Raw genomic sequence first — 23,833 nt, 5'->3', positions numbered from 1 at the left:
CGCGGGGTCAGCTCTTCTCGTCGTCCGCCCAGGTGATGTATTCCTGGTCGATGAAGTAGCGGCCGTCGAAGCAGAGGAAGACCTTGGACGTGGTGTCGTTGTCCGCGATCCAGGTCTTGTTCCACTGCACGACGGTGCCGGCGCCGTCGCGTTTGGGGAAGTAGAGGCCCTCGCGGCGCTCCGGCTGGTTGTAGAAACCGTGTCCGTTGGGCAGCCGGTACGGCGTCCGGAAAATGGCGCCGCTGCCGCCGATGCGGTCGAACAGCGGCGCGGGGAAGTTGGTGCGGGCGACGAGCTTCGGCGGGACGTAGTGGACGTCGACCTCCTCGGCGTCCACGTAGCGGGCGGGTTCCCCCGGCAGCCGGTGGAAGGCCCTGCGCACGGCGCCCGCCGTGTCGTAGCTGTCGGTGAAGATCACGAGACTGCTCTCCCGCCCCTCCTTGTACCAGTCGCCCTGGGAGTACTGGTCGAAGTCGAAGGTCTCGATGCGCGTGCCCGGGGTGAGGAGTTCGCCGGGGACCTCCCGGAAGCTGGTCTCATCGAAGATCTGCTCGATGGTCCGCACATGCTTCTCGTAGCGGCGGGCCGGCACGCGGACCCGGCCCGTCCCCACCGGCAGGTCGGTGGCCTTCGGCGGCGGAGCGGGTGCAGGCTCCGGCGTCGGGACGGGCGCGGGCGCCCAGGCGGTGCAGGACCGGTCCTCGGCCCCGGCGCCCTTCTCCAGGACCAGCGGTCCGCCCGGCCGCTCGGCAGCCGGGTCGGCCAGGCCGAGGAGGCAGTTGGAGGAGTCGTGGAGGGCCATCAGCCGACCGGTGTCGCGCTGGACGAAGGCCCGCCACGCCTGCCTCCAGTACGAGGAATCGCTGCCGGTGTCGGGGAACTTGGGGCGCAGGGTGACCGTGGCGCCCTTGCCCGTTCCCTCGGCGGTCAGGTAGAGGCCGGTGGCGGCGTGCCGGATCCGGTGGTTGATCACCCGGAACCGCTCGGCCACCCACTGCTCGCCGTCACTGCCGGTCTCGGGCGCGAGCACCACGGGAGTGCCCTCCGGGCTTCCCGGTGCGGCTCCCGCCACCAGGCCGGGAATGCGGTGCAGGCGTAACACGAACATCTCGCTGGGCCAGTCGACCGACATCGTGAAAACCCTTTCAGAAAAGGAGACATGACTTTATGTCACCTCATGAGGACCCCCGCGGGAGGGGCCGCTCCGGCGCGTGACGAACGCGCCAGGCGGGCCGCAGGCGCGAGAAGCAGGTAGCGGGACCACAGGGGCCACGATCCCGCCGCACCGACCGACGGAGCGTCATGTCCTCGATCTACCAAGGAAATCAGGACACGAACCCAAAGGGCGCGGAGGACGCGATGGCCGGGGCGGCCGACGCCCACACCGGATCGCATGGAAACCGAAGACACCCCCACGCTCCGCCGCGAGATCTACGACGCCGAGCGCAAGGAATCCCTCCCGGGCACCCTGGTGCGCTCCGAAGGAGACGACGCGAGCACGGACGAGCTGGTCAACGGCGTCTACGACGCGCTCGGCACCACCTTCGACTTCTTCCGGACGGCGTACGGCCGCAACTCCCTGGACGGCCAGGGCGGCCCGCTGCGGGCGACCGTCCACTACCGCGACAAGTTCACCAACGTGTTCTGGGAGAAGGGGCGGCTGGTTCTCGGCGACTGGTTCTCGGCGACTTCGACGGCGAGGTCTTCCAGCTGCGCCCGCGCGAGCTCCTCGACGTCGTCGCGGCCGGCGTGAGCAGGCAGATCCTGAACCCGCAGCTCGGGTACTTCCATCAGTCGGGGGCGCTCTCCGAGTCCGTCTGCGACGTCTTCGCCTCGCTCGTCAAGCAGTACTCACTCGGTCAGAGTGCCGACCAGGCCGACTGGCTCCTCGGCGCCGGGATGCTCGCCCCGAGCCTCAAGGCCAAGGCGCTGCGCTCGCTGGCCGCACCCGGAACCGCCTACGACGACCCCCGGCTCGGCAAGGACCGTCAGAAGGCCGACATGGAGCGCTACTTCGATCTGTCTCTCAACCAGGACAACGGCGGGGTGCACATCAACTCGGGCATCCCCAACCGCGCCTTCCACCTCGCCGCCACCGCCATCGGCGGCAACGCCTGAGAAGGCCGGCCGGATCTGGTACGACGCCGCGACCGGCGGCAAGCTCGCCGCCGACGCCACCTTCGCCGACTTCGCCGAGCTGACCGCGACCGTCGCCGAGGACCTCTACGGCAGCGGGACCGAACTGGACGCCGTCGACAACGCCTGGAAGACCGTCGGCGTCCGCTGACCGCTTCCCTCGGCAAGGCCCTTCCGGCACGACGGTCCGTGCCCCGATGCCCGGATGCGGCGGGGTACGGACCGCCTGGCGGGGTACGGACCGTTCGGCGGGGTACGGACCGTTCGGCGGGGTACGGACCGCTTGGCGGGGCAGGGGTACCCACTCCCACCCTCCTGGCATGTCCGCGGCCATAAAGATTGCAGGTCACAGGCCTGTTCACCGACCCCGGTCAGGTCTAGCATTCCGGTCACGGCAGCCCCACCACCCCCTCCCCGGGCTGCTGACCAGGCCGGCCACGCCCCCACGATGGCCGGTGCCTCCCACGGCCGGGACCCCGGGAATCCCCCGTCCCCGCGGTCCCGGCCGGCCTCACGGACAGGCCCGCACGTTCGGCGGTCGGTCCTCGTCCCGCCGCCGCGCCGGTACGCCGGGGACTCCCCTGATGGCGCCGCGTAACGGTCACGTCCGGAGGCGGCGCGGTCGCCTCAACCGAGGTCCCGATGAATCGACCTGGCGAGTCGAGACCACGGGTCGCGGGGGCTCGCAGCGAAGGAACGCCGTCCCGCCCACGTGCGGGACCAGGGAGCGTCGCAGTCCCTCTCACCGGGTGTCGGCACGCACGGCCCGGGTGCCGGCCGCGTACGGCGACGCCCCCACCCGCCGCACCACCGCCGGGGCCCGCAGGAACCACTCCGGAGCCGGCACGGGCATCAACGCCGGAACCGACCTCGCGCTCGCCCTGGACCGGCACGACCACGGCGCCGACGCGGCCCGTGCCGTGGCCCGTGAGCCGGTCGTCTTCACACAGCGCCCTGGCCGCCGGTCCCGGTCCTCCACCGCCCTGGCCACCCCGCCGGCCCGCAGCGAGCTGCTGCGCGCGCTGACCGACGCCGTCCTCGCCGACCCGGCCGCCGGCCACAGCCCGCCCGCGACGGCCGCCACCGCCGCCGTCAGCACCCGCCACCCGAGCAGGCTCTTCCAGTCCGAGCCGAACACCATCCCGGCCGGCCCGCTGGGTCGAACGCGTCCGCCCGGACCGCGCGCCCCGCGACTCCTCCTCGCCGGCCACAGCGTCACCGCCGCCGACCGCCGCAGCGGCCTCGGCAGCGACGAGACCCGGCGCCGCGCCTTCGCCCGACACCTGGGCACCACCCCGACCGACTTCCGCACCCGCTTCGCCACCACCGGCAGCCCGACCGGCAGCCCGACCGGCGGCCCGACCGGCACTCCTACCGGCTGACGCGGCCCCAGGGGCGCACTGTCCACACAGAGGGCTTCCGGAGCGCCCAGAAGGCCTCTCAGCGGCGCCCCCGGACCCGGAGACGCCTCCATCCACCCAACCCGCCCTCCAGGCCCTCAGAGGCCCCTTCAGTCGCCTCCTCGCCCATACTCAAGACTGCTGCCCACTGTCGGTACCGACGCCGACGCCGAGGCCACGTCCGTTGCCACGCGCGTCCGGACCGGCCCGAAGCCATTCGCACGCCGTCATGACCTCGGCCCGGTGCCGCGACTCCGTGCCCGCGATGACGGTGCTGACCTGGCGCGTTCGCTCCGCCTCCCGCTGCACGGCCTCGCGGTAGTGCAGCCAGCGACGCACCACCGCCCCGATCACCACCGGAACGACCACGGCCGCCGCCCGGGCGTCACCCAGACCTGTCACCACTGCGTCGAACACCATCGCGCTGCCTTCCCCGTCGTTCGCCGAACCGATGCGACAAACCCTCCACCCGGTACGGGATTTCCCTCTAGCGTGAGGAAACTCTGCGGAAACCCGGGAGCACCGGGACCTCTGGAACCCCGGAACCCCCGAAGAGCCAGCGCCATAAAGCCCCGGGCCAGGGCCCCGAGCCCCGAGCCCAGAGCCCCGAAGCCCCGAAGCCCCGAGGAAAGCGAGCCCATGCCCAACGGACGGCCGAGGAAGACCGATCAGCAGCCGCTGCCGGAACTGTCCGACCTCGCCGAGTGGTTCCACGCCAAGCTCCGGGCCGCCGGGCACGTCAGCGTCAACGCCTTCCGGATCGCCCCGCGCCCGCCCGGTGCCCCCGCGCTTCCTCCCAAGGACAGCGTCTACGACATCCTCAACGCCCGCCGTCTGTGCAGCCTGCCGACCACCCGGCAGCTCGCGACGGCCCTCGGGCAGCCCCCGGAGGCCGTCACCGCCGTGTGGAAGCGCGCCAGGCGGCAGCTGGAGCGGCGGGAACTCGCCCTGCGCGACAGGACGCGGGCCGCAGGCGTCCCGGACGTCGACTGGACCGACGTTCCGCTGCCCGATCCGTGGCTGGACGGCCTGTTGCGCAGTCAGGCCGCCGCGGCCGAGCAGTTCCCGTACGACGTGCTCGGTGTCGTCAAACCGCCGCTGTCCGACATCTACGTGGAGCAGGACGTCCAACCGCTCGCGCAGAACGGGGACCGGGAGGAACCTCACGGGCCGTACCGGGACGAGACACAGCGGCCGTACCGGGCGGGACCACAGCGGCCGTCCCGGCCGGCGTCCACCCTGGCCGAAGCCCTGTCGGCCCACGGCCACCTCTTCATCACCGGCGGCCCCGGCACCGGCAAGACCACCCTCGGCCAGCACCTCGTGCGGCAGGTGGCCAGGTACTGGCTGCGGGAGGACGACACGGTGCCGTGGTACCCGAGCGCCGTGGTCGCCGTCCGCATCACCTCGGCGGGTCTCCACCTGCCGCAGGCCTGGTACCGGCAGTTGAGCGAGGCGGTCAACCGGAGCGGCACCCACGCCGATCCGGTGCACCACGACCGGTTCGCCGACCGCGCGCACGGCGTCCGGTGGCTCGTCGTCGTCGACGGCCTGGACGAGGTCTCCTCACCGATCGTCCGGCACAACGTCCTGAGGACGCTCGCCGAGCAGATGACGCCCGGCGGGCACTTCCGGTTCGTGATCACCTCGCGGCCCCTCCCCCAGGGCGAACTCGAACCCTTCGGGGAGCTGCCGGGCGTCGGCTTCTACACCCTCAAGGGCTTCGACGCCGACCAACAACTCGCCTTCGCGGAACGCTGGTTCCGCGCCCAGGGCATGGACGACGCCGTCACGCACGCCCGCAGGTTCCTGGACGAGGTCGACCAGGCGGGCCTGCACGAGGTGCTCCGGGTGCCGCTGCTGGCGACCATCGCCGCCGCCTACCGCAGCCGCAACCCCCACGCTCCGCTGCCCCGCGGCCGGATCGCCCTGTACGAGGCGTTCCTGGAGCAGCTCAGGACCGCGCGCGAGGGGAACACCGAGGTCAGGAAACGGTTCGTCCGGCGCTGGGAGCAACGGGACCGGGGCCACATGGCGTCCTGGCTGCTGGACAACCGGGACCTGCTGGTGACCCACCTGGCATGGGCCCGCCTCGACGGATCGCCGTCGCCGTCCCTCCTCCGCAGTGCCCGGCAGTGGCTGGCGTCCCACCTCCCGGCCGGGACGCACTGGCCTGAGGAGTCGGACGGCGAACTCGGGCAGTTCCTGGCGCAGAGCGGGGTGCTGTCCTTCGACGGCACCGAACTGTCCTTCCTCCACCAGTCGTTCGCCGAGTTCCTGGCCGCCCGGGACGAGGCCGCCGCGATCCCGTCCGACTTCCCCGACCTCGGCAGCTGGTCCGCTGCCGCGACGAGCGCCGGCGCGCGCAACCGCATGCTGTTCACCGCCGCCCTCTGGGCCCGTCGACCCGGCAACGACGTCGCCGTGATCGTCCGGCACCTGCTGGCCGGCGAGCTGCCGCACCGGATCCTGGCGCTGCGCCTGGTCACCGCGGGGGTTCCACTGGGGGAAGCACTGGAGCGTTCGGTGATCGACCGCCTCCTGGACTTCGCCGACGACGGGAACCCCCGGTTCTCCGCGCCCGACTCCGAGGTCCTCGCCGAGTTGTCCCAGCTGCGCGGGAACCGTCGGCTCGCCGCCCGCCTGCGGGCGATCGCCGGCCAGGCCGGTGTCCCGGCGGCCCTGCGCACCGGGGCAGCCGCCGCGCTCGCCAACGTCGCCTCCCTGCGGGAAGGGGTCGTCGTCCTCGAAGGCATGGCATCGACGGAGGAGCCGGGGACCGTGGTCCTGTGCTGCCGGCACCTGGCCGCACTGGACCCCTCGGGCACTCCGTTCCGGGCCGAGGTGCTGCGGCGACTGCTCACCGATCCCCGTGCCTCCACCTGGGACCGGCTGACGGCCGGGGAACTGCTCGTGGAGGAGGGTGTCACCGAGGGCGTCGCGGAACTCGCCCGGTCCGTCCTCGCCGGCCCGGAGCACAACGACCAGCGCTTGGAACGGGCAGGAGAACTCTGGTTCGCCGTCGAGGGGTTGCGGGCCGCCGAGGAGGTCGCCCGGGTCATCGGCACCCGGAAGGACCCCCTGATCTGGACCACCAGGGGCCTGATCCTCACGCTGCTCCGCTTCGGCCGCACCGCCGAGGCGGCTCCGCTCACGCAGCGCCTCCTCAACGAGTCGATCAGCAGCGATGACATCGGCGATGTCGTGACGGCGTGGGTCGACGCGGAGAGTACGGCCGGAGCCGACCTCATCGTCAGGTCCATGCGGGGACACTCTCCCTGGAACGCGGACGAGCGCCCGAGCATCGCCCACACCCTGCTGCTCGAAGGATTCACCGACCAGGCACTCGAACTGGTCCGGATGAGCCTCGACGCCTCACCACGGTCGAGGTACAGCCTCCAACTCGAATTCATGGTCCTCGCCAGGGCCCTCGGCCCGGACTCGGCCGACGAGATGCTGCAGTGGCTGGAGAAGCTCGACGCGACGCCCGAGGACCACGCGTCCGCCCTGCGTCTGCTGATCGACGCCGGCGCGGCCCCTACGGCCACCATGCCGTTCGCACACCGCCTGATCCACCAGCCCGGCAGCAGCAACCCGGCGTTCGTGACTGCCGCCCGCATCCTGCTGCAGCGCGGCGGAGCGTCGGCCTGCGAGGAGATCCTCGACGCCCTGGACCACCGCCCCTATGGAGGCACGGCCCTGTGCGCCGGCCTCCTGCCCGTCCTGGTCGAACACGGCCAGGACGCGGCCGTCATGGACCTGGGCCGCCGACTGCTCGACGACCCCGGACTGACCAGGCCGGAGCTCCGGGCCGTGGTCCGGTCCTGGGTGGCCGTGGCCGGCAGCGGGGCCGTGCGCACGATCCTCGACCGGGCTTCGGCAGCCCTCGCCACGATCGACCAGGTCGCCGAACTCGCCTCGCTCCTGGCCGCCGAGGGCCTGCGCGAGGAAGCCGTCCCGCTGTGGTGCCGCATCTGCGGCACAGCGGGTGCCGCCGTCTCGACCCGGTGGCAGGCGCTCCAGAGCCTGATCGCCTCGGAAGCGCACGGCGAAGCCGACCGAACGCTGCGCGAGGCCCTGGCCGCACGCCCCGACCCGGCGGAAGCCGCCGTCCTGCGGCAGCTCCAGGCCTGGCTGGCCGCCTCGGCCTAACCGGCGGCACCTGTGGGACGGTCCGGCATCGAGGCCCGGACGGAGGATCGAGGGCCCGGACGGATCGAGGGCCCGGGTCGCCTCCGCCGGCGGGGGCGTCGGCGAAGCTGCGCGGGGTGCGCGAGTCGGGGACGGCGACGGCGACAGCGACAGCGACAGCGACAGCGACAGCGACAGCGACGAGGGTGCCCTTGGTCTCGACACGGCCGATCTTGGCGCTCGGGTGCGTGGCGGCGAGTCTGACCGCCTCGGCCGAGGGCGGCTGGTGACTGATGGCCAACTTGTTTATATGCCGTCTACTGGGTTTTTTGTGTTCAAGCTTCCGAGCGCGAAGGCGCCAAACGGCGAAATCCTGTCCTCTCCGCCTACTCGGTCGGCCAATCCCACCCGTCGAGGGCGCTGACGCTCTTCGGAGCTCGACCCAGGAACACGAGTCACCCGAACCTCCGTCCGATTCACGTCCTGACCCGATCTGCCCGTGTCCCGGCCCAGCACGAACAGCGGACCAACCGACTCCGCCCGTCGACATCACGTGGCAGAGGCTCAGGTCCGCCATGAGCCGTCAGCCATCAGCCGTCAGCCGTCGTCGCTCGGGGAGCGGTCGCTGAAGCCGCGTTCTGCGGAGATGGCCAGAGGGTGCTGACGAAGCGAGCGGGTCATGAGCGCCGGAGGGGGTGGAGCGGATCCGGGCGAAACGTCCGGACTCCCAACGCAGTCGTCGTGGCCGGGGCGAGTCTCTTCGGTCGGCAGTGACCTCAACGGGTTGAGGATCAGATCGGCCGACGCGGTGACCTCGGGGAAGGGCGCCAAACGGTGACGGTCACCAGAGGGATCTTCCAGATTCCGGGGTGGCGCTGGTAGCCCTCTATGCAGTCGAGGTGGCGAATCCACTCCCGTCGAGGTCAATCCGACACTGTCGGGGGGAGGCTCCCCTCGGGTGAGAAACCGGGGGAGCTCAAGGTCGTCACAACCGTTTGCGGACCACTCCCCCACCGTCTGCCGAGAGCCGGCCCAACAGGGCGCCGGAGTGCTTCAGCCGAAGGGCACCAGCCCGGCCTCACTCCCCCGACGCCCGGCCTCGATACCCGAGGCTCGATACCCGAGGCCCGATGCCCGAGGCCCGATGCCCTCCAGAAATTTTCCGCAGAAAATTGGTGAGCCTCAGCCGCCTCCGCCACGGCACGGCGCCTGCTCCTCAAAGGCATCGCTCTGCCTGCCCTGGTGCCGGCTATGGGCCACCCGGCAGCACCACCCAACCGGTGGCCCTACGCCCGGATCACTCACGACATTCGACCGCTGGTCCCTCCGGAAGAAACCCGGCGTTGTCCTCATCGTCCTCATCGGGCCAGCGCCCCTCCACGTGGAGCTGGATGAGCGCCGCGTGGGAGAGGGGGCTGGCCGGGTCGGTGACATCCCCGTTGATGGTGTAGTCGAGGAGTACGACATCGCCCTTGGTCCTGATCTGCTCGACCAGGTCGGCCACTCGGTGCTCAAGGATCCAGCGGTAGGCCGGCAGGTAGATCCGGCGCCGAGCCGATTCGTAGGACAGCAGCCGGTCGCCGTTCAGACCGGTTCGGTGGCCCTGGACGGGACCGAATCGACGAACCGTCCGCTTCAGTCCTTTCATCGTGGTGACCCCGAGCTTGGCGGGGTCGACGTCTGCGTCCTGGAAAACCTTGAGTGCCTGCCAGATACCTTCCACGGACTGACTCGTCACACCGTCGCTGAAGGGAACCGGGATGCCGCCATGGGGATAGAACGGGCTCAGCCGCACCCACGGATCCGGCGCCTTGGAGGTCACGTCGATGATCTCCGCGCCTGGGAACGCTGCGGTCAATGACTCCATCGCACGGCGACGACTGGCAAGACGGATCGACATCTGTGGGCCCCCTGGTTCGATGACATCAGCCACCGAGCATCCCCGATGGCACTGACATTCCGCCCTGCTCACCGAACCGGGCGCGCTCCTGCCGCTCCACGTGTCTGCTCGATCAGGCCCGCGCTCAAGAATTTTCCGCAGAAAATTTCGCGCCCACCGATCGCCACCTGAGTGGGCAGAGCCGCAGCTCATCACAGCCCAGGATTGCCGCCGGACTGCGCCGTGTCTCGGCCGACGGTCGGCCGACGGTCAGCCAAGGGTCGGCCGCTGAAGTCCGCCGAATTTTCCGCGGAAAATTGCTCGGCAGCCTGATGGGACTGGATGACCACCTGGCGCCAAAGAGCGGATGACAGGTGGACCTACCGCACGACGACGACCCAGAGGGTGCGCCGGCACATGCTGCGCGCCGCTCGCCGAACCACCGGTGAGACCGTCCTCACGGTGCTCAACGAACCAATCCGCCCCGCAACGAATCCGCCCCTGCCGCCACAGTCCGCGCAGGCTCTGATGATCCCGGCCCTCCCCGACCACGGCGGCCGTCGCCCACCGCCGCCTTCGCTCGGCACCCCCCTGCTCCAGCCCCTGGCCCGGCGCCGGGGCCGGGGCCGGGGCCGGGGCCGGGGCCGGGGCCGGCGGTCCGCGTTGCCGCCGCACCGGCTCTGCCGAAACGAACAGGGCGCCCTACTCAGCGAACGTGGCCGCCGTCTTCGCCGAGGCGGGCGACGACCCGGGGGATCAACGCCCTCTCCGATGATCACCCCGGGTTCGGAGCGACCGACGAGTGCGCAGGGTTCCCGGTCCTGGGTGCCAAGGACGTCGAGGGCGTCGTTGGCGTCGAGGACGCGGACGCGCTCACGGGGGTGGCCCGTGGCGGGGTCGCCCGAGGTGATCACCAGGGCGTGATCTGCACTGGGCGCGGCACTCCTCCGAAACCGCCGTTCGGCTCACCGCCGCCCCGCTGCTTGAGGACACCCCTGAAGCCGCCTCAGCACCTTGATCGGCGCCACCTCACAGTGACTACTCAACGCCTCCGGCCCCGACCCCGAGCCGTCACCCGCCCACCGTCTCCTCCCCCACACCAAGGCCACCGGCGCCACGGTCGCCGCCGCCCGTTCTCACCGGTGATCCGGATCCCGCCCCGCAGCTCCTGTAGCTCCGGCTGGCTCGACGGACAGGAGACCCGCAACAGGAGAATGCGAGGCCCTCGGCGCCGAAGCTACTCCCCCGCCACCTCCGATCGTGCGGTACTCGCCGGTGAATCGGACTGCCCCCGGATGCACGCCCCGCTGCCTACCCCGGCACCACCGGCCACTCGCCCAAAGCACTCCCCCGTCCTGGCCTCACTGATCCACCCCATCCCGTCCCGTGAGTACCAGTCCTCCGCCCCTCGCCCCAAGCGCGCCCTCCCTCCGCCCATGCTGAACCTCAGCCGCTGCACCCGACGACCCCCATACGCCAACGGCGGCACGCATCGGCACATGGCTCCCGGTCCGCCATCAGCACCTGGCCAACGACGGCCAGCCCCCGGAGGCGGCACATCGGATGCCCTCCCGATGTCAATGCCGGCGGAGCTGCAGAGGCGCCGGGGGAGTGGATACAGGACGCCGGGTCGAGTGCGGGTTCTCAGTTCCCGGCTACCGACCGGGCTCCTCAGTTCCCGGCTACCGACCGGAGTCCATCTCCGAGTGCCTGGCCGATCAGAAGCCGGCCGTCTCCACCACGCTCGACGTGCCGGACGAACTGCTCCTCAATCCAACCGACGACCTCGGTTCCCGGGCCAACCACTGGAACGTCGAGCGGACCCCGACGCAGCGCACAGACCTCTGTGACCCGATCCGGATCCGCCGAGACGTACTGCGCTCGGCGCGGAAATTTTCTGCAGAAAATCCGGAGCCCATCCACGACCGACTCCACGAAACAAGTTGCGGCCCGACGGAACCCGCGGTGGAGAAGAGCGGACAGCATCCGGGGCGACAGAAACGCCTCCGGCATCACACCGAGGCGACCTGCCAACTCAGCAAGCCTCGGTTAGCCCGGCTTCGATTTTCCGCAGAAAATCCAAGCCCTGCCGAGCCAGGCCTCACGAACCGTTGCCGGCAGACCGAGCCGCAACCGAAGGGCACCGGCCAGACCCAGCCCACCAACAGCTCACCCCGGCGTCACTCCGACCCGTCCCAGAAAACCCCAACCACCCCTCACCCGATTTTCCGCAGAAAATCCGAGCCCCACCGACATGGCCAGGCACATCCGGCCCGGCAGGATCAAACGACCGGAGCTCGCCATCTCCACCACGCACAACGTGCCGAACAGGCCAAGGGCTGTCCCGTCATTGATCTTGAGAGGGCGGGGGAAGGGGCTGGGCCAACCATCGACCCACGCCGAGATCAATGTCCTGTAGCGGGCGGCCCACATGACCTCGCCCCACGGAAACCCGATGGTGCGACACAGCTCTGACCTCAAGAATCGGCAGATGCATGAAGTGAGGCTGTCCGATGGAATCGTCACTCTGTCCCCACTGCGCCTGGACGATGTCGAGGCGCACCTTGCGGGCGAGGATGAGCTACTCGTGCGCTGGCTCAACGGCGGCCCCGGCACCCGGGAGGGTGTTGAAGCGTACTTCCAACACTGCCGGGAACAGTGGGAGGCCGCCGGTCCACTCCGTGCGTTCGGCATCCGGGTCGACACCCCCGAGGTACTCGCGGGGACGATCGACTTGCGGTTCACCGGGGAAGGTCTACGTCCCGGTCAGGTGAATATCGCGTACGGCCTCTACCCGTCTTGGAGGGGACGCGGCCTGGCAACCCGCGCGGTCCTCCTGGCCTCCTGGTACGCAGCCAGCGAGAGCGGGACGGAAGCGGTGATCCAGGTGGAACCGGAGAACCCCGCATCTGCCGCAGTGGCTCAGCGGGCAGGATTCATCCCTGGCCGGCAGACGCACAGCAGGGACGGCACACGGTTCGACTGGTACACCCGGGACCTGCGCGCCGCCGTCGAGTGACGGCCAGCGGTCATGAGGAAGCCCTCACTCCTCGATCCAACCGGCGGCCTCGATGCCCGGGCCAACCACTGGAACGTCGAGCGGACCCCGACGCAGCGCACAGACCTCTCAAACCCGACCCGGATCCGCCGAGACGTACTGCGATCCGGCCGGAAATTTTCTGCAGAAAATCCGGAGCCCATCCACGACCGACTCCACGAAACAAGTTGCGGCCCGACGGAACCCGCGGCGAAGGAGACCGGACAGCATCCAGGGCGACAGAAACGCCTCCGGCATCACACCGAGGCGACCTGCCAACTCAGCAAGCCTCGGCTAGCCCGGCTCCGATTTTCCGCAGAAAATCCCAGTCCTGCCGAACGCCATCGCCCAACGTCGGCAGTTGGCGTCGCGCCAACTCGCCATGGAAGAGCCACACCACTGGCCTCTCCACAGCGCTCCGAGCCCCGAAATTTTCTGCGGAAAATCCGAGTCCAGCCGAGAGCGACCCTACAAAGCTTCACCGACGGACGGGGCCAGTTGTGGGGGAGACCGCCCAGAGTCCGCGTTCTTTGAATCGTGGTTCGGGATCGATTTCCGTGTCAGGGCCACGGAGGGGCACCGGAGCCGCGATCATGAACGGTCGTGGCTGACGAACTCCTCCAAGACCTCCGGGTCCACCAGACCGCCGACATCGCGGTCAACGCCCGGACCATCCACGCCGACCGCGTGACCGTCCACGCCGCCACGACCGGCGACCTCATGCCGCAAGGAGGACGCGCTTGCGCAGGAGGTCGAAGCCGGCGCGGCCGAACATCTGGCGCTTGATCATTTTGATCTTGTTGTTGTGGCCCTCGACCGCGCCGGAGCTGTAGCTCAGGGTCAGACCGGCGACGACCGCATCGAGGTCCTGAAGGAGACCGGTGGCGAAGCTTCGAAGGGCCGGGACCTGGTCCTGCTGGACGCGCGTGATCCAGTCCTTGAGCTCTCGTCCGCGGCGGTCGTTCATCGGCTCGGCGAAGGTCCTGAGGTGCTCGGCAGCGGTGGCCAGCACCGGGACGCGGGCGAGGACCTCCTTGAGCTGCCGGGCGTCTTCGTCGCGCAGGCGGTCGGAGTGGCGGGTGATCCAGCTGGTCACGTCCCGGACGGAGGGCTTGCGACGGGGCGGGTCCTGGCGGGGGAATGTCTCCCGCAACCGACGCACGTAGACAGCCACGATCTGCTCCCGACCGGGGAATCCGCGCTGCCGGATCTCCTCGAAGAGGCGCCGCGCGATGGTGTGGCCCTCGGCGAACCTCTGGTGGATGTATGGCTTGTAGGGGTCGAGGATGCTGGTGCGTCCGGTCCAGCGGCCGACCAGCAGCTCGTCCGGGTCCTGCGTGCCGACCGGTCGGCGGACTGTGTCGCGGGCCAGGCCCGGTCGTCGGCCGATGGCGCGCAGGCCGAACCCGTCGTCCATGAGCGCGTGGACGGCGGCGTGCTGTTCGCGGACCCGGTCGGACAGCCGGCCGGTCCGGCGGCGCTCGGAGCTGACGGACGGCAACGCGGCAGCCGGAGCCGGACCTGCTGGAGGGGCCGGTTCGGGTAGCAAGGCACGGTGCTGGAGCACGGTCTTCTCCACCGCGTCGGCGAGGTTCTGCCACAGGTGGAACCGGTCGGCGACGTGGATCGCGTCCGGAAGGTCAGTCCCGGCGCCTGCTCGACGAGCGTGGCCCGGGGGCAGGCTCGTTCACGGCAGCGGAACCGGCGGACCCGTAACTCGACCGCCACCCGACGCCGGCCCGCCGCGCTGTCGTCCAACCGTCGAACGTAGCTGCTGTGCACCCGGGTCGAGACGGTCCCACACGACGGACAGCCCGCCTCGTCCCCGGCCGTGGCGGCGTGGACGGTCACACGGTCAGCGTGGATGGTCCAGGTGTTGACCGCGACGTCGGCGGTCTGGTGGACCCAGAGGTTTTGGAGGAGATCGTCAGCCACGACCGTTCATGACCGCGGCTCCGGTGCCCCTCCGTGGCCCTGGCACGGAAGAAGTGATCCAGAACCAAGGTTCAGCGACCGCCGACACCCGAAATTTTCTGCGGAAAATCCGAGCCCAGCCGGGACCGACCCTACGAAGCGTCACCGACGGACGGGGCCAGTTGTGGGGGAGACCGCCCAGAATCCAGCCCACCAACATCCCGTCCGGATCACAACAGCCCGTCCCACCACCCCAGCAACCCCCAGCCAATTTTCCGCAGAAAATCCCGCACCCACCCGGCAGGGGCAGACACAATCAGCCTGGCCAGCGAGACCGGCGGGGAAAGCAAGACCGGGCCCGACGTGTCGGCAACGAGTGAAACGAGGGCCACGGTAAGGCCTTCACCCATGCCGCTGCCGCTGTCCAACGGTCGAAAGCCTTCGAGCGGCAAGCGGCCGGCGCCCTGCAGGACCCCGTTCTCCACCCCACTGCCCGACCGCCACAGCGACGAACAACCCCACCGCCGCAGACAGGGACCACCATCGCGCGTCGCCAGGAGGGCCGGTGCTCCAGGCGTTGGCGGGCCGTTCCCCGAGGCCAACGTACGGGCGCCGTTCCATTGCGATCGTGATGCTTCTGCCGCCGTGACCTCCGGGCAGCTCCGCACGCCTGACTGCACACCCGAGCCGGGAGCCGAGTGATCCCCTACCGCCATGGGGCACCGCCCGATGGCCAGCTCGGGGTCTCGCGGGGATCAGAATTTTCTGCGGAAAATCGTCAGACCGGATTCCCGGACTCCCGGATCCTCGCACCACTTCCGACAGCCGGCGGGGGTGGGGGAGAGCCGTGGTGACCGTCCCCGGATGAACACGGCGGGGAAATCCCGTCGGTCTGCCAGAGATCGACCGGTACCGTACGGAGACGATCTCCGGGGGTGAGCTGATGCGGCCCATGCTGCTGATAGACGTCGACGGGCCACTGAATCCAAACGCGGCGAAACCGTACCGGCGGCCCGAGGGCTACGAGACGCACCGGCTGATGACGCCCCAGTGGGAAGCGGCCGAGCGCCGTAGGCTCCGGGCCTGGGGTCTTCCCAACAAGGCGCCGAAGCCACTGCGGGTCTGGCTGAACCCGGCTCACGGACCGGCGCTCACTGCCCTGCCGTTCGACCTGGTGTGGGCGACGACCTGGGAGGAAGAGGCCAATGACTTCCTTGCGCCCCTCTTGGGACTGCCCACGCTGCCGGTCATCACCTGGCCGGATCCGCGTCCCCAGCCCGATGACGGCGTGTTCTGGAAGACATCGAAGATCGTGTCCTGGGCTCAAGGCCGCCCGTTCGCCTGGGTCGACGACAACATCACTGACGCGGACCGCACCTGGGTCCAGGCCCACCACCCCGCTCCGGCGCTCGTCCGCCACATCGACCCGACGATCGGACTGACGGCGGACGACTTCGCAGCTCTGGCGGACTGGGCACGACTGCTGGTCTGACGGGCGGCTCCCCACCTCGGACCAAGCCAGGGGGTCCGAAGCAGCACCGCTGCACAGCGCGCCCCTCACTGCCGGGTTCGGGCCGGTTCTCCCGACCGCCCCAGCCGCCGTGCTCACCGACATGTCGGCCCGGAGTCCTCGCGCTCCATCGGTTCGTCGTCCGGCCAGACGAAGCTCAGCTCTCCGTTCATTCCGGCCACCAGCCACTGGCTGAGGCCGATGTCCTGTGGACGACAGACGCCCTCGGCACAGGCCCACATCGCGCCGTCCGGGTCGCGGAAGTCGATCATCGACCACCTCGTGCAGCCCCAGTCGTAGAGCGGCACCACTCCGGCGGGCACTCCGCCGGTGGGGTCCGGCCCGTGCTCGTAGGACTCGGCGAGGTGCTCGTGCCACTGCCCCACATCGACCGGCAGGACGCCGTCCGGGGGGCCGAATCCGCCGTTGGACACCTCGGTGTACAGCCGGCGCAGAAGCGTGGGGAAGACGAATTCGATGACACGTTCCGCCCGGACGACGGCACCGTACGGAGCGGGTGGGGGCGCCTGTCGGTCCCGGGCGATCCTCCGGCAGGCTTCGACGATCTCGTCATCGGTCACCGGGGGATCGTAGGGGCGGGGTCGGACACTTCGAGGCAGTCGAGGCCGTGGGGCGATATCCGTCCGGACGAGTTCGGGAGCGGTGAACGCCTGTGCGTCGGGATCCTCACTCCGTCAGAAGTGCGTCAGGGTGCTCATCGGAGACGGCGTCAGAGCGGGCCAGGGGCAGCACCTTCGCGCCGCTCCGGCGGCATGCCGGCAGGGCATCGAAGGTCTGGGAGGAGGAGGGTGACGTCTACCCGAGCACCGCGCGTCAACTCGGTCGAAGCACGGGTGTTCGAGCCGCGTGGGGCGCGCATGACCCCCGCCTCCTGGGCCGCGACCGAGCACGAGGATGCTCTCACTGATGCGGCGGTTCGTCGCGCGCGTCGCCGAGCCGGTGGACGCCCTCGGGCGCGACCAGGACCCCCGGCTAGGCTGAAGCCGCACGTCAATGGCCGTGGATGACGGCCGGGGAGGGTCTGGGCAAGTGGAGAAGATGGGCGAGCTGGACGAACTGCGGGCACGGGTGGCGGCGCTTGAGGCGGAGGTGAGTCGTCTGCGCGAGGAGTCCGCAGCCGAGCGCTCCGCGGCGAAGCCCGCGACGGCGGCGCGGGGTCGGGTTGCAAGGTCGGAGGCGGTGACGACGGTGAAGCGCGGGGCGGCGGCGAAGGCCGCGGTCGCGCCGACCGGGAGTGCACTGACAACGGCGCCCACGACGCCGACTGCAGCGACTGGAGCGACTGAAGCGACGAAGTCCACGAGGACTGCCCGGACCGGTACCGATGTCCGCGCCTCCGGGAACGACCGGGCTCGGACCCCGGAGGCGGTCCGTGTGGACCCTGCCGAGCCGCGTCAGTCGATGACCGACCTCGCCGATGTCCTCGGGGTCATGGTCTCCGAACAGGCCGCCCGGGCCGCCCGGGCCAACCGAGGCACCCGGCCCGACCGGGCCGGTCGGCCCGACCGGCCCCAGCAGAGCGACCCGACCGAGAAGACCCAGGTGCTGCGGACGCAGCCCAGGGCGCTCGAGGCCCGCAGCAGCGCACCCGCCCGACACGGCCAGTTCCTGGAGAGCCTCTTGGCGGGGCAGGCCCCCCTCTCGGAGGAGCCGCACAGAGAGAGGCGGTAGGAAACGGCGGACAGCCGCGAACCCTCGTCGCCCGGTGCCCCTTCGTGCCCTGCCCCCTGCCCCACGACCCGCGGGGCAGGGCCTCGGCCTGAGGCCGAAGGCCTCAGGCCTTCGGAAGCGTTATCCCCAGCTCCAGCATCGCCGGCGAGGCCGGGCCGCCCTCGGAGCGCTCGGTCTTGTAGCCCTTGACCCCGGGGGCGACGGTGCGCGGGTCGACGGCCTCCGAGGGGGCGCCGGTGGAGTACAGGCCGTTCGGGTCCTGGTCCCGGTCGTGGGGGAGCAGCCAGAAGACGCGCCGACGGAAGGTGCCGGAGGCACGGGAGGACTTGGCGTCGGGGCCGAGGATCGCGTAGCCGACCATCCGGCCGTCGCGGTGGTAGGCGGGGCGGCCGCGGCGGGTGGTGAGGCGGTCCAGTGACTGGCGGACGTAGTCCAGCTCGGCGGTGTCCTCCAGCCAGACGAGGTCGGTTTCGTGGGCGAGCTCGGCCGGGTCGATCAGCGCGCTCACGCGTTCTGCTCCTCTGTGTCGTCGGTGATCAGGCCGATGCCCGGGTAGTACTTGCGGCTGTTGGACAGGACCATCTCCTTGGGAGAGGTCATACCCAGTGTCTCGCGAACTCGTGCGGCGAAGGCACGTCCGGATACGGGATTGGCTCCTTCGAAGCCGCACCAGCGGGTGTAGGCGCCGAAGAGCTGGGATTGTTCGGCCCGCATGCCCTCGCCTGTGACGCATGCCTCCTTGAGGAAGCGGCCGACGTGGTCCTCGGTCTCCGCGTAGGCGGTGGTGGCGACCTGGACGCGCTGGGGGCCGGCGAGGTCCTTCTCCCCGGCGAAGTAGCGGCGGGCGCCGTCGATGAGCCAGGCGAGGATACCGGGGCCCTCCTCGGCGACGAGGACGTGGGCCAGGTTGTCGATCTTGCGTTCCTCGGGGACGACCCGTTCGAACGGGATCAGGCGCATGCGGCGCCAGAAGGCGAAGCCGCCGGTGCCGACCTCGGGGCGGTGGTTGCCGAGCAGCCAGAGCTTGTGGGTGGGCTCGAAGGAGAAGAAGTCCTGGCGCATCCGGCGGGCCTTGATCTTGTCGCCGCCGGTGAGCAGCTTGACCCGGGCCTCGTCGAACCGGTCGCCGGGCTTGAGCTCGGAGCACACGATGATGCGGCGGCCGTGGAGTTCGGCGAGGTCGGTGGGGTGGCCGTCGAAGGTCTTGGCCATGAGGAAGCCGGGCGGGGCCGCGTCGGCGTAGTCCCCGAGCAACTGGATCATGACGTCGAGGAGGACGGACTTGCCGTTCTTGCCCTGGCCGTAGAGGAAGGGCATGACCTGGGCGCCGACGTCACCGCTGATGGAGTAGCCGAGCAGCAGGTGGAGGAAGTCGCGGGTCTGGCGGCCTTCCTTGTCGTCGCCGAAGGTGTCGGTGAGGAAGCGGTTCCAGCGCGGGGTGGGCATCCGGGCGGGGGCGAGGGTGGTCGAGCGGGAGTGGTGGTGGACCTTCGGGTCGGGCGGGACGATGGCGCCGGTGCGCAGGTCCACGACTCCGCCGGGGGTGCAGAGGGCGTAGGCGTCGGCGTCGAGGAGGGCGGCGTTGAGGACCATGCCGGGGGCGGACTTGGCCTGGGCGAGCATGGCGTTCATGCCGGAGGTGGACAGGGCGCGGCGGCGGTGCCGGCGCAGGTCGGTGTTCGTGTAGACACCGCGCGGGTCGTGGGTGGCCACGCTCTCGGCCATCTCGCCCGCTGCCCACAGCACGGTGTCGTCCTCGTCGAGCTGCCAGCGGTGGGTGGACCAGCGGTACCAGCCGATGCCGGGGACGTGGCGGTAGTCGCGCCCATAGAGGTGGACGAAGAGCTTGGCGTTGCCCCGGTCGGAGAGGGAGTCGGGCAGCAGGCCGTGGGAACTGGCCTGCGGACCGGCCGAGGCCTTGGCGGCTTTGGGCGCCGGTGCGGTCTGCGTGGACGCGGTGGGGAAGGGCTGCGCGGGTTGCGCGGGGTGGGCAGGGGCCTGCGAGACCTCGGCGGGTTCGTCCAGGAGGCTGTCCTGGACGGCGGCGCCGTGCCAGGGGGCCTGCGCGGGACCGGGAACCGGCGGGTACTCCAGGATCTGCTGGGCTGCGGCCACGGGGTCGAAGACCGTCCTCTTGCGGGTGCTGTCGGTCATCCGCGGGCCTTCCCGATGTGCAGGGGCTGCCGGGCGCCGGCGGCGAGGCCGGAACGGATGACGGCGGAGCTGTGCCGGTCCTGGGCAGGACGGGCAGTGCGAGCGGCATCGAGGAGCAGCTGCTCGGCGGCGGTGTGGGTCAGGTGCCCGGCGGAGACCAGGCCCCCGACGGTGTAGGCGGCACGGTTGAGCTTGCCGGTGAAGCCGGCGCCCTCCGGCGTCGTTGCGCAGTCGGTCACGTCCTGGAGGACGGTCTCCAGGACCCGTTCGGCTCCACGTTTGCCGCCACCCGCGGCCACGACGGCCTGCCGGGCGCGGTCCGGCACGGGAGCCGGGACGGTCGGCTGGGACTCCGGCTTGTCCTTGAGGTGTCCGGTGCGGACCAGTTCCTCGCCGAGCCACCGGGGGAGCGGGGCGGGTGCCCAGGCACCGGGGAGCGCGGTGTAGGTGCCCGCGCTCGTGATGGTGCCGGGGGCCACGATGTAACCACCGTGGGCACGGACGTCGACCTGCCAGGCCAGCGCCCGTCCGGTGGAGGAGCCGCTGGAGCAGGTGAAGCGGCGGTGGTCGTCGTCCCGGTACCAGATGTGCAGGCCGCCGGAGGGGGTACGGACGCGCAGTGTGGAGGTGTCCTCTGCAGGATCGGGGGAGCTACGGAGCGCTGCGAGCAGGGCGAGCGTATGGTAGCCGTCCTCCAGGCCTTCGAGGTCGACGTGTTCGTGGATCGGGATGCCGGGCAGGATCCGGTCCCTGGCGGGGACGGTGCCGGCGTGACTGTCGACGTCGATGACGACCAGGCCTGCTGGCCCGCAGGCGACGCCGGTGCCGAAGTCGGGGTTGGTCCGCCACCACGCGGTGATGACGTCCTGGTCGAGGGTGGCGGCGTGGAAGCCGTGGCACCAGCGACCGAAGCCGGGACAGGCGCACTCACCGGGGGAGTGCGGGGAGTCCTGACAGGCCTGGCAGTTCGCGGGCGGTGTCTTGCGCCCGGGAGCCAGGGGATGGACCGGCCAACCCTGGTGGGCACACCAGCGAGCGACAGCCAGCGCGTCCGGCTGGCGGCCCGTTCGGTCGCTCCCCACGGCCTGCGGCGCCGTCACGCTGGTCCCTCCCCCTTGGTTCAGTAGCTGCTTCAGCTGCTTCAGTCGCTCGGTAGCTGATCCGGCTTGAGTCGCTCGTTCAGTAGCTGAGGGCAAAAAGCCAGGTCAGGGCACTGGTGAGCGCCGGATCAGCGACTGAAGCGACTGAAGTCCAGAAGATAGCTCACACAGACTATCCGAGCGAGCACGTACGCACCCGGAGTGGCGTCCCTCACCGGGAAACTGAGCGACCCAACCCTGGGGGAGCGACCGAGTCACTTCGGTCGCTGTTTTCGGTCCGCTGACGTTTCCGCAGGTCAAAACCGTTTTTCCCACCAAACAGCGACTGAAGCGACTGTAGCCCGGGTCTATAACGCGCACACGCACACGGGAATGTCTTCATATACCCAACCTTGAGTCGCTTCGGTCGCTACGGGGGTGGGCATACAGCCTCTGACCTGGGATTTTGTCCAGCGACTGAAGCCCAGCGACCGTAGCGACCGAGTCTCTCTCGCCCGGTCGCTCGGCGTGTCGCGCGTGTCAGGACAGCCTGAAGGTCCGGATTTCGGTCGCTTGAGTCGCTTCGGTAGCTCGGGTAGCTCGGTAGCTGCCGGATCGGTGCGGGGTGGTGCCCCCGGCAGGAGGGACGTCCGCCCCTACCGGTGCACGAGCAGGACCGAGGAGTTCCTTCCTTGAGTCGCTTCGGTCGCTTCAGTAGCTCCCTGGGCTCGTGCGGTGCCCGGGCGAGTGCCAGGGAGAACCGGGTGAGGGCCGAGCCACCGTGCCGAGACGAACCATCCGCTGGCCGCCGGGAGTGTCCCCCCGTAGGAGATCTGACGCCGACAGCGACCGAAGCGACTCTCCTCCAGGATTGCTTCGCCACTGCCCACGACGGAGAGCGTCCGTCCCTGTCGGCAGGCTCCACCGCAGGTGACAGGCCTGAATACCGGGGACGAGACCCTTCCGCCGCTGAAGAGAACCCAGCGACCGAACGCGAGGGACCGGTCCCCTCCGCTTCGGTCGCTGCCCTTCGGTAGCTGACCCCCGGTCGCTACCGCCAGGCAGCGACCGAACCCTTCCCGGGACAGGCGTGACTTTTCGCGGCCCCGGTCGTTGTGTTCGCGGATCCTGCGGGCACGGATCGCCTCCCCCGACCGACCGGGGCGACGGCAGTGCTTTCCTCGGTGGTAAGGACCTTGCGGATGGGCGTCGCGCTGGATGTGGTGCTGACGACGGGTGATCGGACCCGGGAGCTGTCCCGGCTCCCGGGCTCGGTGGCCGGTGGCCGCACAGGAGGGCGACGCGGTGACGGCCGTGATCCCCGGACAGGGAGGGGAGCTGTCGGAACCTGCTGGCGCTCCGGGGCACCGGTCGATGTCAGTGGTGCATGCGATGCTGCGCGGGTGATGACCTGGGACGGGTTCTGGACAGGGCGTGCTCGACGAAGCGTCGCGCTTCTTCCTGTTCACGGCCACGACCTTCGAGGCCGGGTGGGGGCTCCGGGTGCCCCGGCGGGCGTATCAGTGGGCGACGGGCCGGGAGTGGGACGGTGTCACCCGCCATGACCCCGAGTCGTACTCCGACCTGGCTGGGTGGCCGCAGCATCGATGAGCGTCACGGCCAGGTCACCCTCCGCGCCGACCTGCCCGACTTCCCCTGGCCCCCCACCGACACCGTGGACCAGATGGCCCGGCGCCTCGGCCGCCTCACCGCCTGACCCGTCCGGTCAGGGGCGGTAATGCGCCTGCACTCGCGCCCGTGCCCGCACCCGGGTCGGCGTTCGCGCCGGTGGTCCGGCAGGGGCGCGGGGTCGGACGGAGTGGGGCGGTGACGTGGGATTTTCCGCGGAAAATCGAGTTCTCCGTCTCCGGCTGTGGAGGACGGTGGGGCCGGGTCGCCCCTGTGCAGGTCAACGACTCACTGACGCTGGACTTCATGTCCGTCGAGAAGCCGGTCGGCCACCACTGGCCTATGGCGACGATCCCGCCGAACCCGACAACGGCCGGACCGACCACCCGCTGTGCCCCCGCGGCCTGGACTTCACCGATGACACCGGGAAACTGTCCGAGGTCATGCCGCCCGAGTGGCCGGCAGCCTGCCTGGTCGTCCTGCCGTCCGGTTGTCCGGCGGGGGCCTGCGCGCCGCCGTGTCATGCGACCAGGCGCAGCCAGGCCTCCGCGAGGGCGGCGTGACCGGCCGGCGTCGGGTGCACGCCGTCCGCCGCCCAGTACTCCGGCCCGGTTGCCGCGGCGAGTTCGGCGAACATGACGTCCGCGGCGAGCAGGTGCGCGCCGTACTCCTTCGCGAGGTCGCGGACGGCCTGGATCTTCGGGTCCAGGTCGGACCGCCACGCCTTCCGGACCTCGTCGTCGACGAGGGCGTGACCGGCCTCGACGGTGCCACTGACCGGGAGGAGGAACGGCTCGACGAGGATCAGCTCCGTACCCGCCTCGGCCAGTGGCGCGAGCAGTCGGCGGTAGCCCGCCGCGTAGTCCCGTGCGGGGATCACGTGGCCGTCCGGGGCGAGGGTGTGCCAGCCCATGTCGTTGACGCCGACGAGGATCGACACCACGTCCGGGCGCGCGTCGAGCACGTCGGCCTGCCACCGGGCTTCCAGGTCCATCACCTTGTGGCCGGCGATTCCGGTGTTCAGCCAGGTCACGGGCCGCTCCGGGTGCCGGAGGCCCCACTCGCCGGCGATGCGCAGCGGGTAGCCGAAGCCGAGGCCGTCCTCGCTCTCCAGCCGTCGGCAGTCGGTGATCGAGTCGCCGGTGAACATCACGGTGCTTCCCGGGCGGAGGGTGATCGGCATGTGTGCTCCTCGGGCTTCGGGGGCGGGGGATCCCGCCGGGAACACCGAGCCTGCGGCAGGCCTCTCACACGGGGCGCACACGGCGTTGA

The 23,833-nt window shown here is 70.5% G+C and carries 18 protein-coding genes and 1 pseudogene; 9 read left to right on the top strand and 10 right to left on the bottom strand.

All coding sequences use genetic code 11. The annotated features are described in order from the left end of the window. Positions 1-7: 7 nt before the first annotated feature. The gene (locus ACFV04_RS17665; RefSeq protein ID WP_380529944.1) at positions 8-1,132 is read right to left on the bottom strand and encodes an RICIN domain-containing protein; all 1,125 of its coding nucleotides are present in this window, start codon (positions 1,130-1,132) and stop codon (positions 8-10) included. A 261-nt stretch (positions 1,133-1,393) separates the two neighbouring features. Here ACFV04_RS17665 and ACFV04_RS17660 point away from each other — a divergent pair, with 261 nt between their 5' ends. The 4 genes from ACFV04_RS17660 (at position 1,394) to ACFV04_RS17645 (ending at position 3,518) form a co-directional block, all read left to right on the top strand. Next, positions 1,394-1,753, top strand: a complete 360-nt coding sequence (locus ACFV04_RS17660; protein ID WP_380347356.1) for a hypothetical protein — start codon at positions 1,394-1,396, stop codon at positions 1,751-1,753. After that, the gene (locus ACFV04_RS17655; RefSeq protein WP_380529942.1) at positions 1,750-2,118 is read left to right on the top strand and encodes a M4 family metallopeptidase; all 369 of its coding nucleotides are present in this window, start codon (positions 1,750-1,752) and stop codon (positions 2,116-2,118) included. The genes ACFV04_RS17660 and ACFV04_RS17655 overlap by 4 nt, the downstream gene beginning before the upstream one ends. Then, on the top strand, positions 2,018-2,287 hold the full coding sequence (locus tag ACFV04_RS17650; RefSeq protein WP_380529970.1) for a M4 family metallopeptidase: 270 nt from the start codon (positions 2,018-2,020) through the stop codon (positions 2,285-2,287). The genes ACFV04_RS17655 and ACFV04_RS17650 overlap by 101 nt, the downstream gene beginning before the upstream one ends. Before the next feature lie 598 nt (positions 2,288-2,885). Continuing rightward, positions 2,886-3,518, top strand: a complete 633-nt coding sequence (locus tag ACFV04_RS17645) for a hypothetical protein (RefSeq protein WP_380529940.1) — start codon at positions 2,886-2,888, stop codon at positions 3,516-3,518. Positions 3,519-3,668: 150 nt separating this feature from the next. Here the strand turns inward: ACFV04_RS17645 and ACFV04_RS17640 are convergent, their stop codons facing one another. Beyond that, positions 3,669-3,956 (bottom strand): hypothetical protein, encoded by a 288-nt coding sequence (locus ACFV04_RS17640; protein ID WP_380529938.1) that lies wholly within the window; start codon positions 3,954-3,956, stop codon positions 3,669-3,671. Between the two features lie 219 nt (positions 3,957-4,175). On the opposite strand from ACFV04_RS17640, the gene ACFV04_RS17635 reads away from it, so the two are divergent. Beyond that, positions 4,176-7,688, top strand: a complete 3,513-nt coding sequence (locus ACFV04_RS17635) for an NACHT domain-containing protein (RefSeq protein WP_380529936.1) — start codon at positions 4,176-4,178, stop codon at positions 7,686-7,688. Between the two features lie 1,276 nt (positions 7,689-8,964). Here the strand turns inward: ACFV04_RS17635 and ACFV04_RS17630 are convergent. Then, positions 8,965-9,600 (bottom strand): DUF6939 family protein, encoded by a 636-nt coding sequence (locus tag ACFV04_RS17630; RefSeq protein WP_380529934.1) that lies wholly within the window; start codon positions 9,598-9,600, stop codon positions 8,965-8,967. A gap of 2,437 nt (positions 9,601-12,037) precedes the next feature. Between ACFV04_RS17630 and ACFV04_RS17625 the strand changes: the two genes are divergently transcribed. Further along, on the top strand, positions 12,038-12,565 hold the full coding sequence (locus ACFV04_RS17625; RefSeq protein WP_380347362.1) for a GNAT family N-acetyltransferase: 528 nt from the start codon (positions 12,038-12,040) through the stop codon (positions 12,563-12,565). Between the two features lie 736 nt (positions 12,566-13,301). Here the strand turns inward: ACFV04_RS17625 and ACFV04_RS17620 are convergent. Further along, positions 13,302-14,084 carry a transposase gene (locus ACFV04_RS17620; RefSeq protein ID WP_380529932.1) on the bottom strand — a complete coding sequence of 261 codons (783 nt, stop codon included), beginning with the start codon at positions 14,082-14,084 and terminating at the stop codon, positions 13,302-13,304. Positions 14,085-14,272: 188 nt separating this feature from the next. After that, positions 14,273-14,434, bottom strand: a pseudogene (locus ACFV04_RS17615) (transposase family protein); the annotation flags it as partial. A gap of 1,015 nt (positions 14,435-15,449) precedes the next feature. Here ACFV04_RS17615 and ACFV04_RS17610 point away from each other — a divergent pair. Next, positions 15,450-15,989 carry a hypothetical protein gene (locus tag ACFV04_RS17610; RefSeq protein WP_380529930.1) on the top strand — a complete coding sequence of 180 codons (540 nt, stop codon included), beginning with the start codon at positions 15,450-15,452 and terminating at the stop codon, positions 15,987-15,989. Between the two features lie 113 nt (positions 15,990-16,102). Here the strand turns inward: ACFV04_RS17610 and ACFV04_RS17605 are convergent, their stop codons facing one another. After that, a complete protein-coding gene (locus tag ACFV04_RS17605; RefSeq protein WP_380529928.1) occupies positions 16,103-16,588 on the bottom strand; it encodes a hypothetical protein in 486 nt (161 codons plus the stop codon). 814 nt (positions 16,589-17,402) lie between these two features. Here ACFV04_RS17605 and ACFV04_RS17600 point away from each other — a divergent pair. Further along, positions 17,403-17,699, top strand: a complete 297-nt coding sequence (locus ACFV04_RS17600; RefSeq protein ID WP_380529926.1) for a hypothetical protein — start codon at positions 17,403-17,405, stop codon at positions 17,697-17,699. A 103-nt stretch (positions 17,700-17,802) separates the two neighbouring features. Here ACFV04_RS17600 and ACFV04_RS17595 read toward each other — a convergent pair whose 3' ends face one another. From ACFV04_RS17595 to ACFV04_RS17585, 3 genes are read right to left on the bottom strand one after another with little or no spacing between them, the layout of a single operon-like run. Next, on the bottom strand, positions 17,803-18,207 hold the full coding sequence (locus ACFV04_RS17595) for a DUF6009 family protein (protein ID WP_360262464.1): 405 nt from the start codon (positions 18,205-18,207) through the stop codon (positions 17,803-17,805). Next, positions 18,204-19,853 (bottom strand): phage/plasmid primase, P4 family, encoded by a 1,650-nt coding sequence (locus ACFV04_RS17590; protein WP_380529924.1) that lies wholly within the window; start codon positions 19,851-19,853, stop codon positions 18,204-18,206. Before ACFV04_RS17590 ends, ACFV04_RS17595 begins: the two co-directional genes overlap by 4 nt. Then, positions 19,850-20,953 (bottom strand): bifunctional DNA primase/polymerase, encoded by a 1,104-nt coding sequence (locus tag ACFV04_RS17585; protein WP_380529922.1) that lies wholly within the window; start codon positions 20,951-20,953, stop codon positions 19,850-19,852. Before ACFV04_RS17585 ends, ACFV04_RS17590 begins: the two co-directional genes overlap by 4 nt. Positions 20,954-22,493: 1,540 nt before the next feature. Between ACFV04_RS17585 and ACFV04_RS17580 the strand changes: the two genes are divergently transcribed. After that, positions 22,494-22,649, top strand: coding sequence for a hypothetical protein (locus ACFV04_RS17580; protein ID WP_380529920.1), 156 nt, complete (start codon positions 22,494-22,496; stop codon positions 22,647-22,649). Between the two features lie 432 nt (positions 22,650-23,081). Here ACFV04_RS17580 and ACFV04_RS17575 read toward each other — a convergent pair whose 3' ends face one another. Beyond that, positions 23,082-23,744, bottom strand: a complete 663-nt coding sequence (locus tag ACFV04_RS17575; RefSeq protein WP_380347370.1) for an SGNH/GDSL hydrolase family protein — start codon at positions 23,742-23,744, stop codon at positions 23,082-23,084. Positions 23,745-23,833 lie beyond the last annotated feature (89 nt).

The organism is Kitasatospora sp. NPDC059599, from assembly GCF_042735125.1.
In the GTDB taxonomy this organism is placed as follows: Bacteria; Actinomycetota; Actinomycetes; order Streptomycetales; family Streptomycetaceae; genus Kitasatospora.
This window is presented reverse-complemented; position numbering and strand designations above follow the sequence as displayed.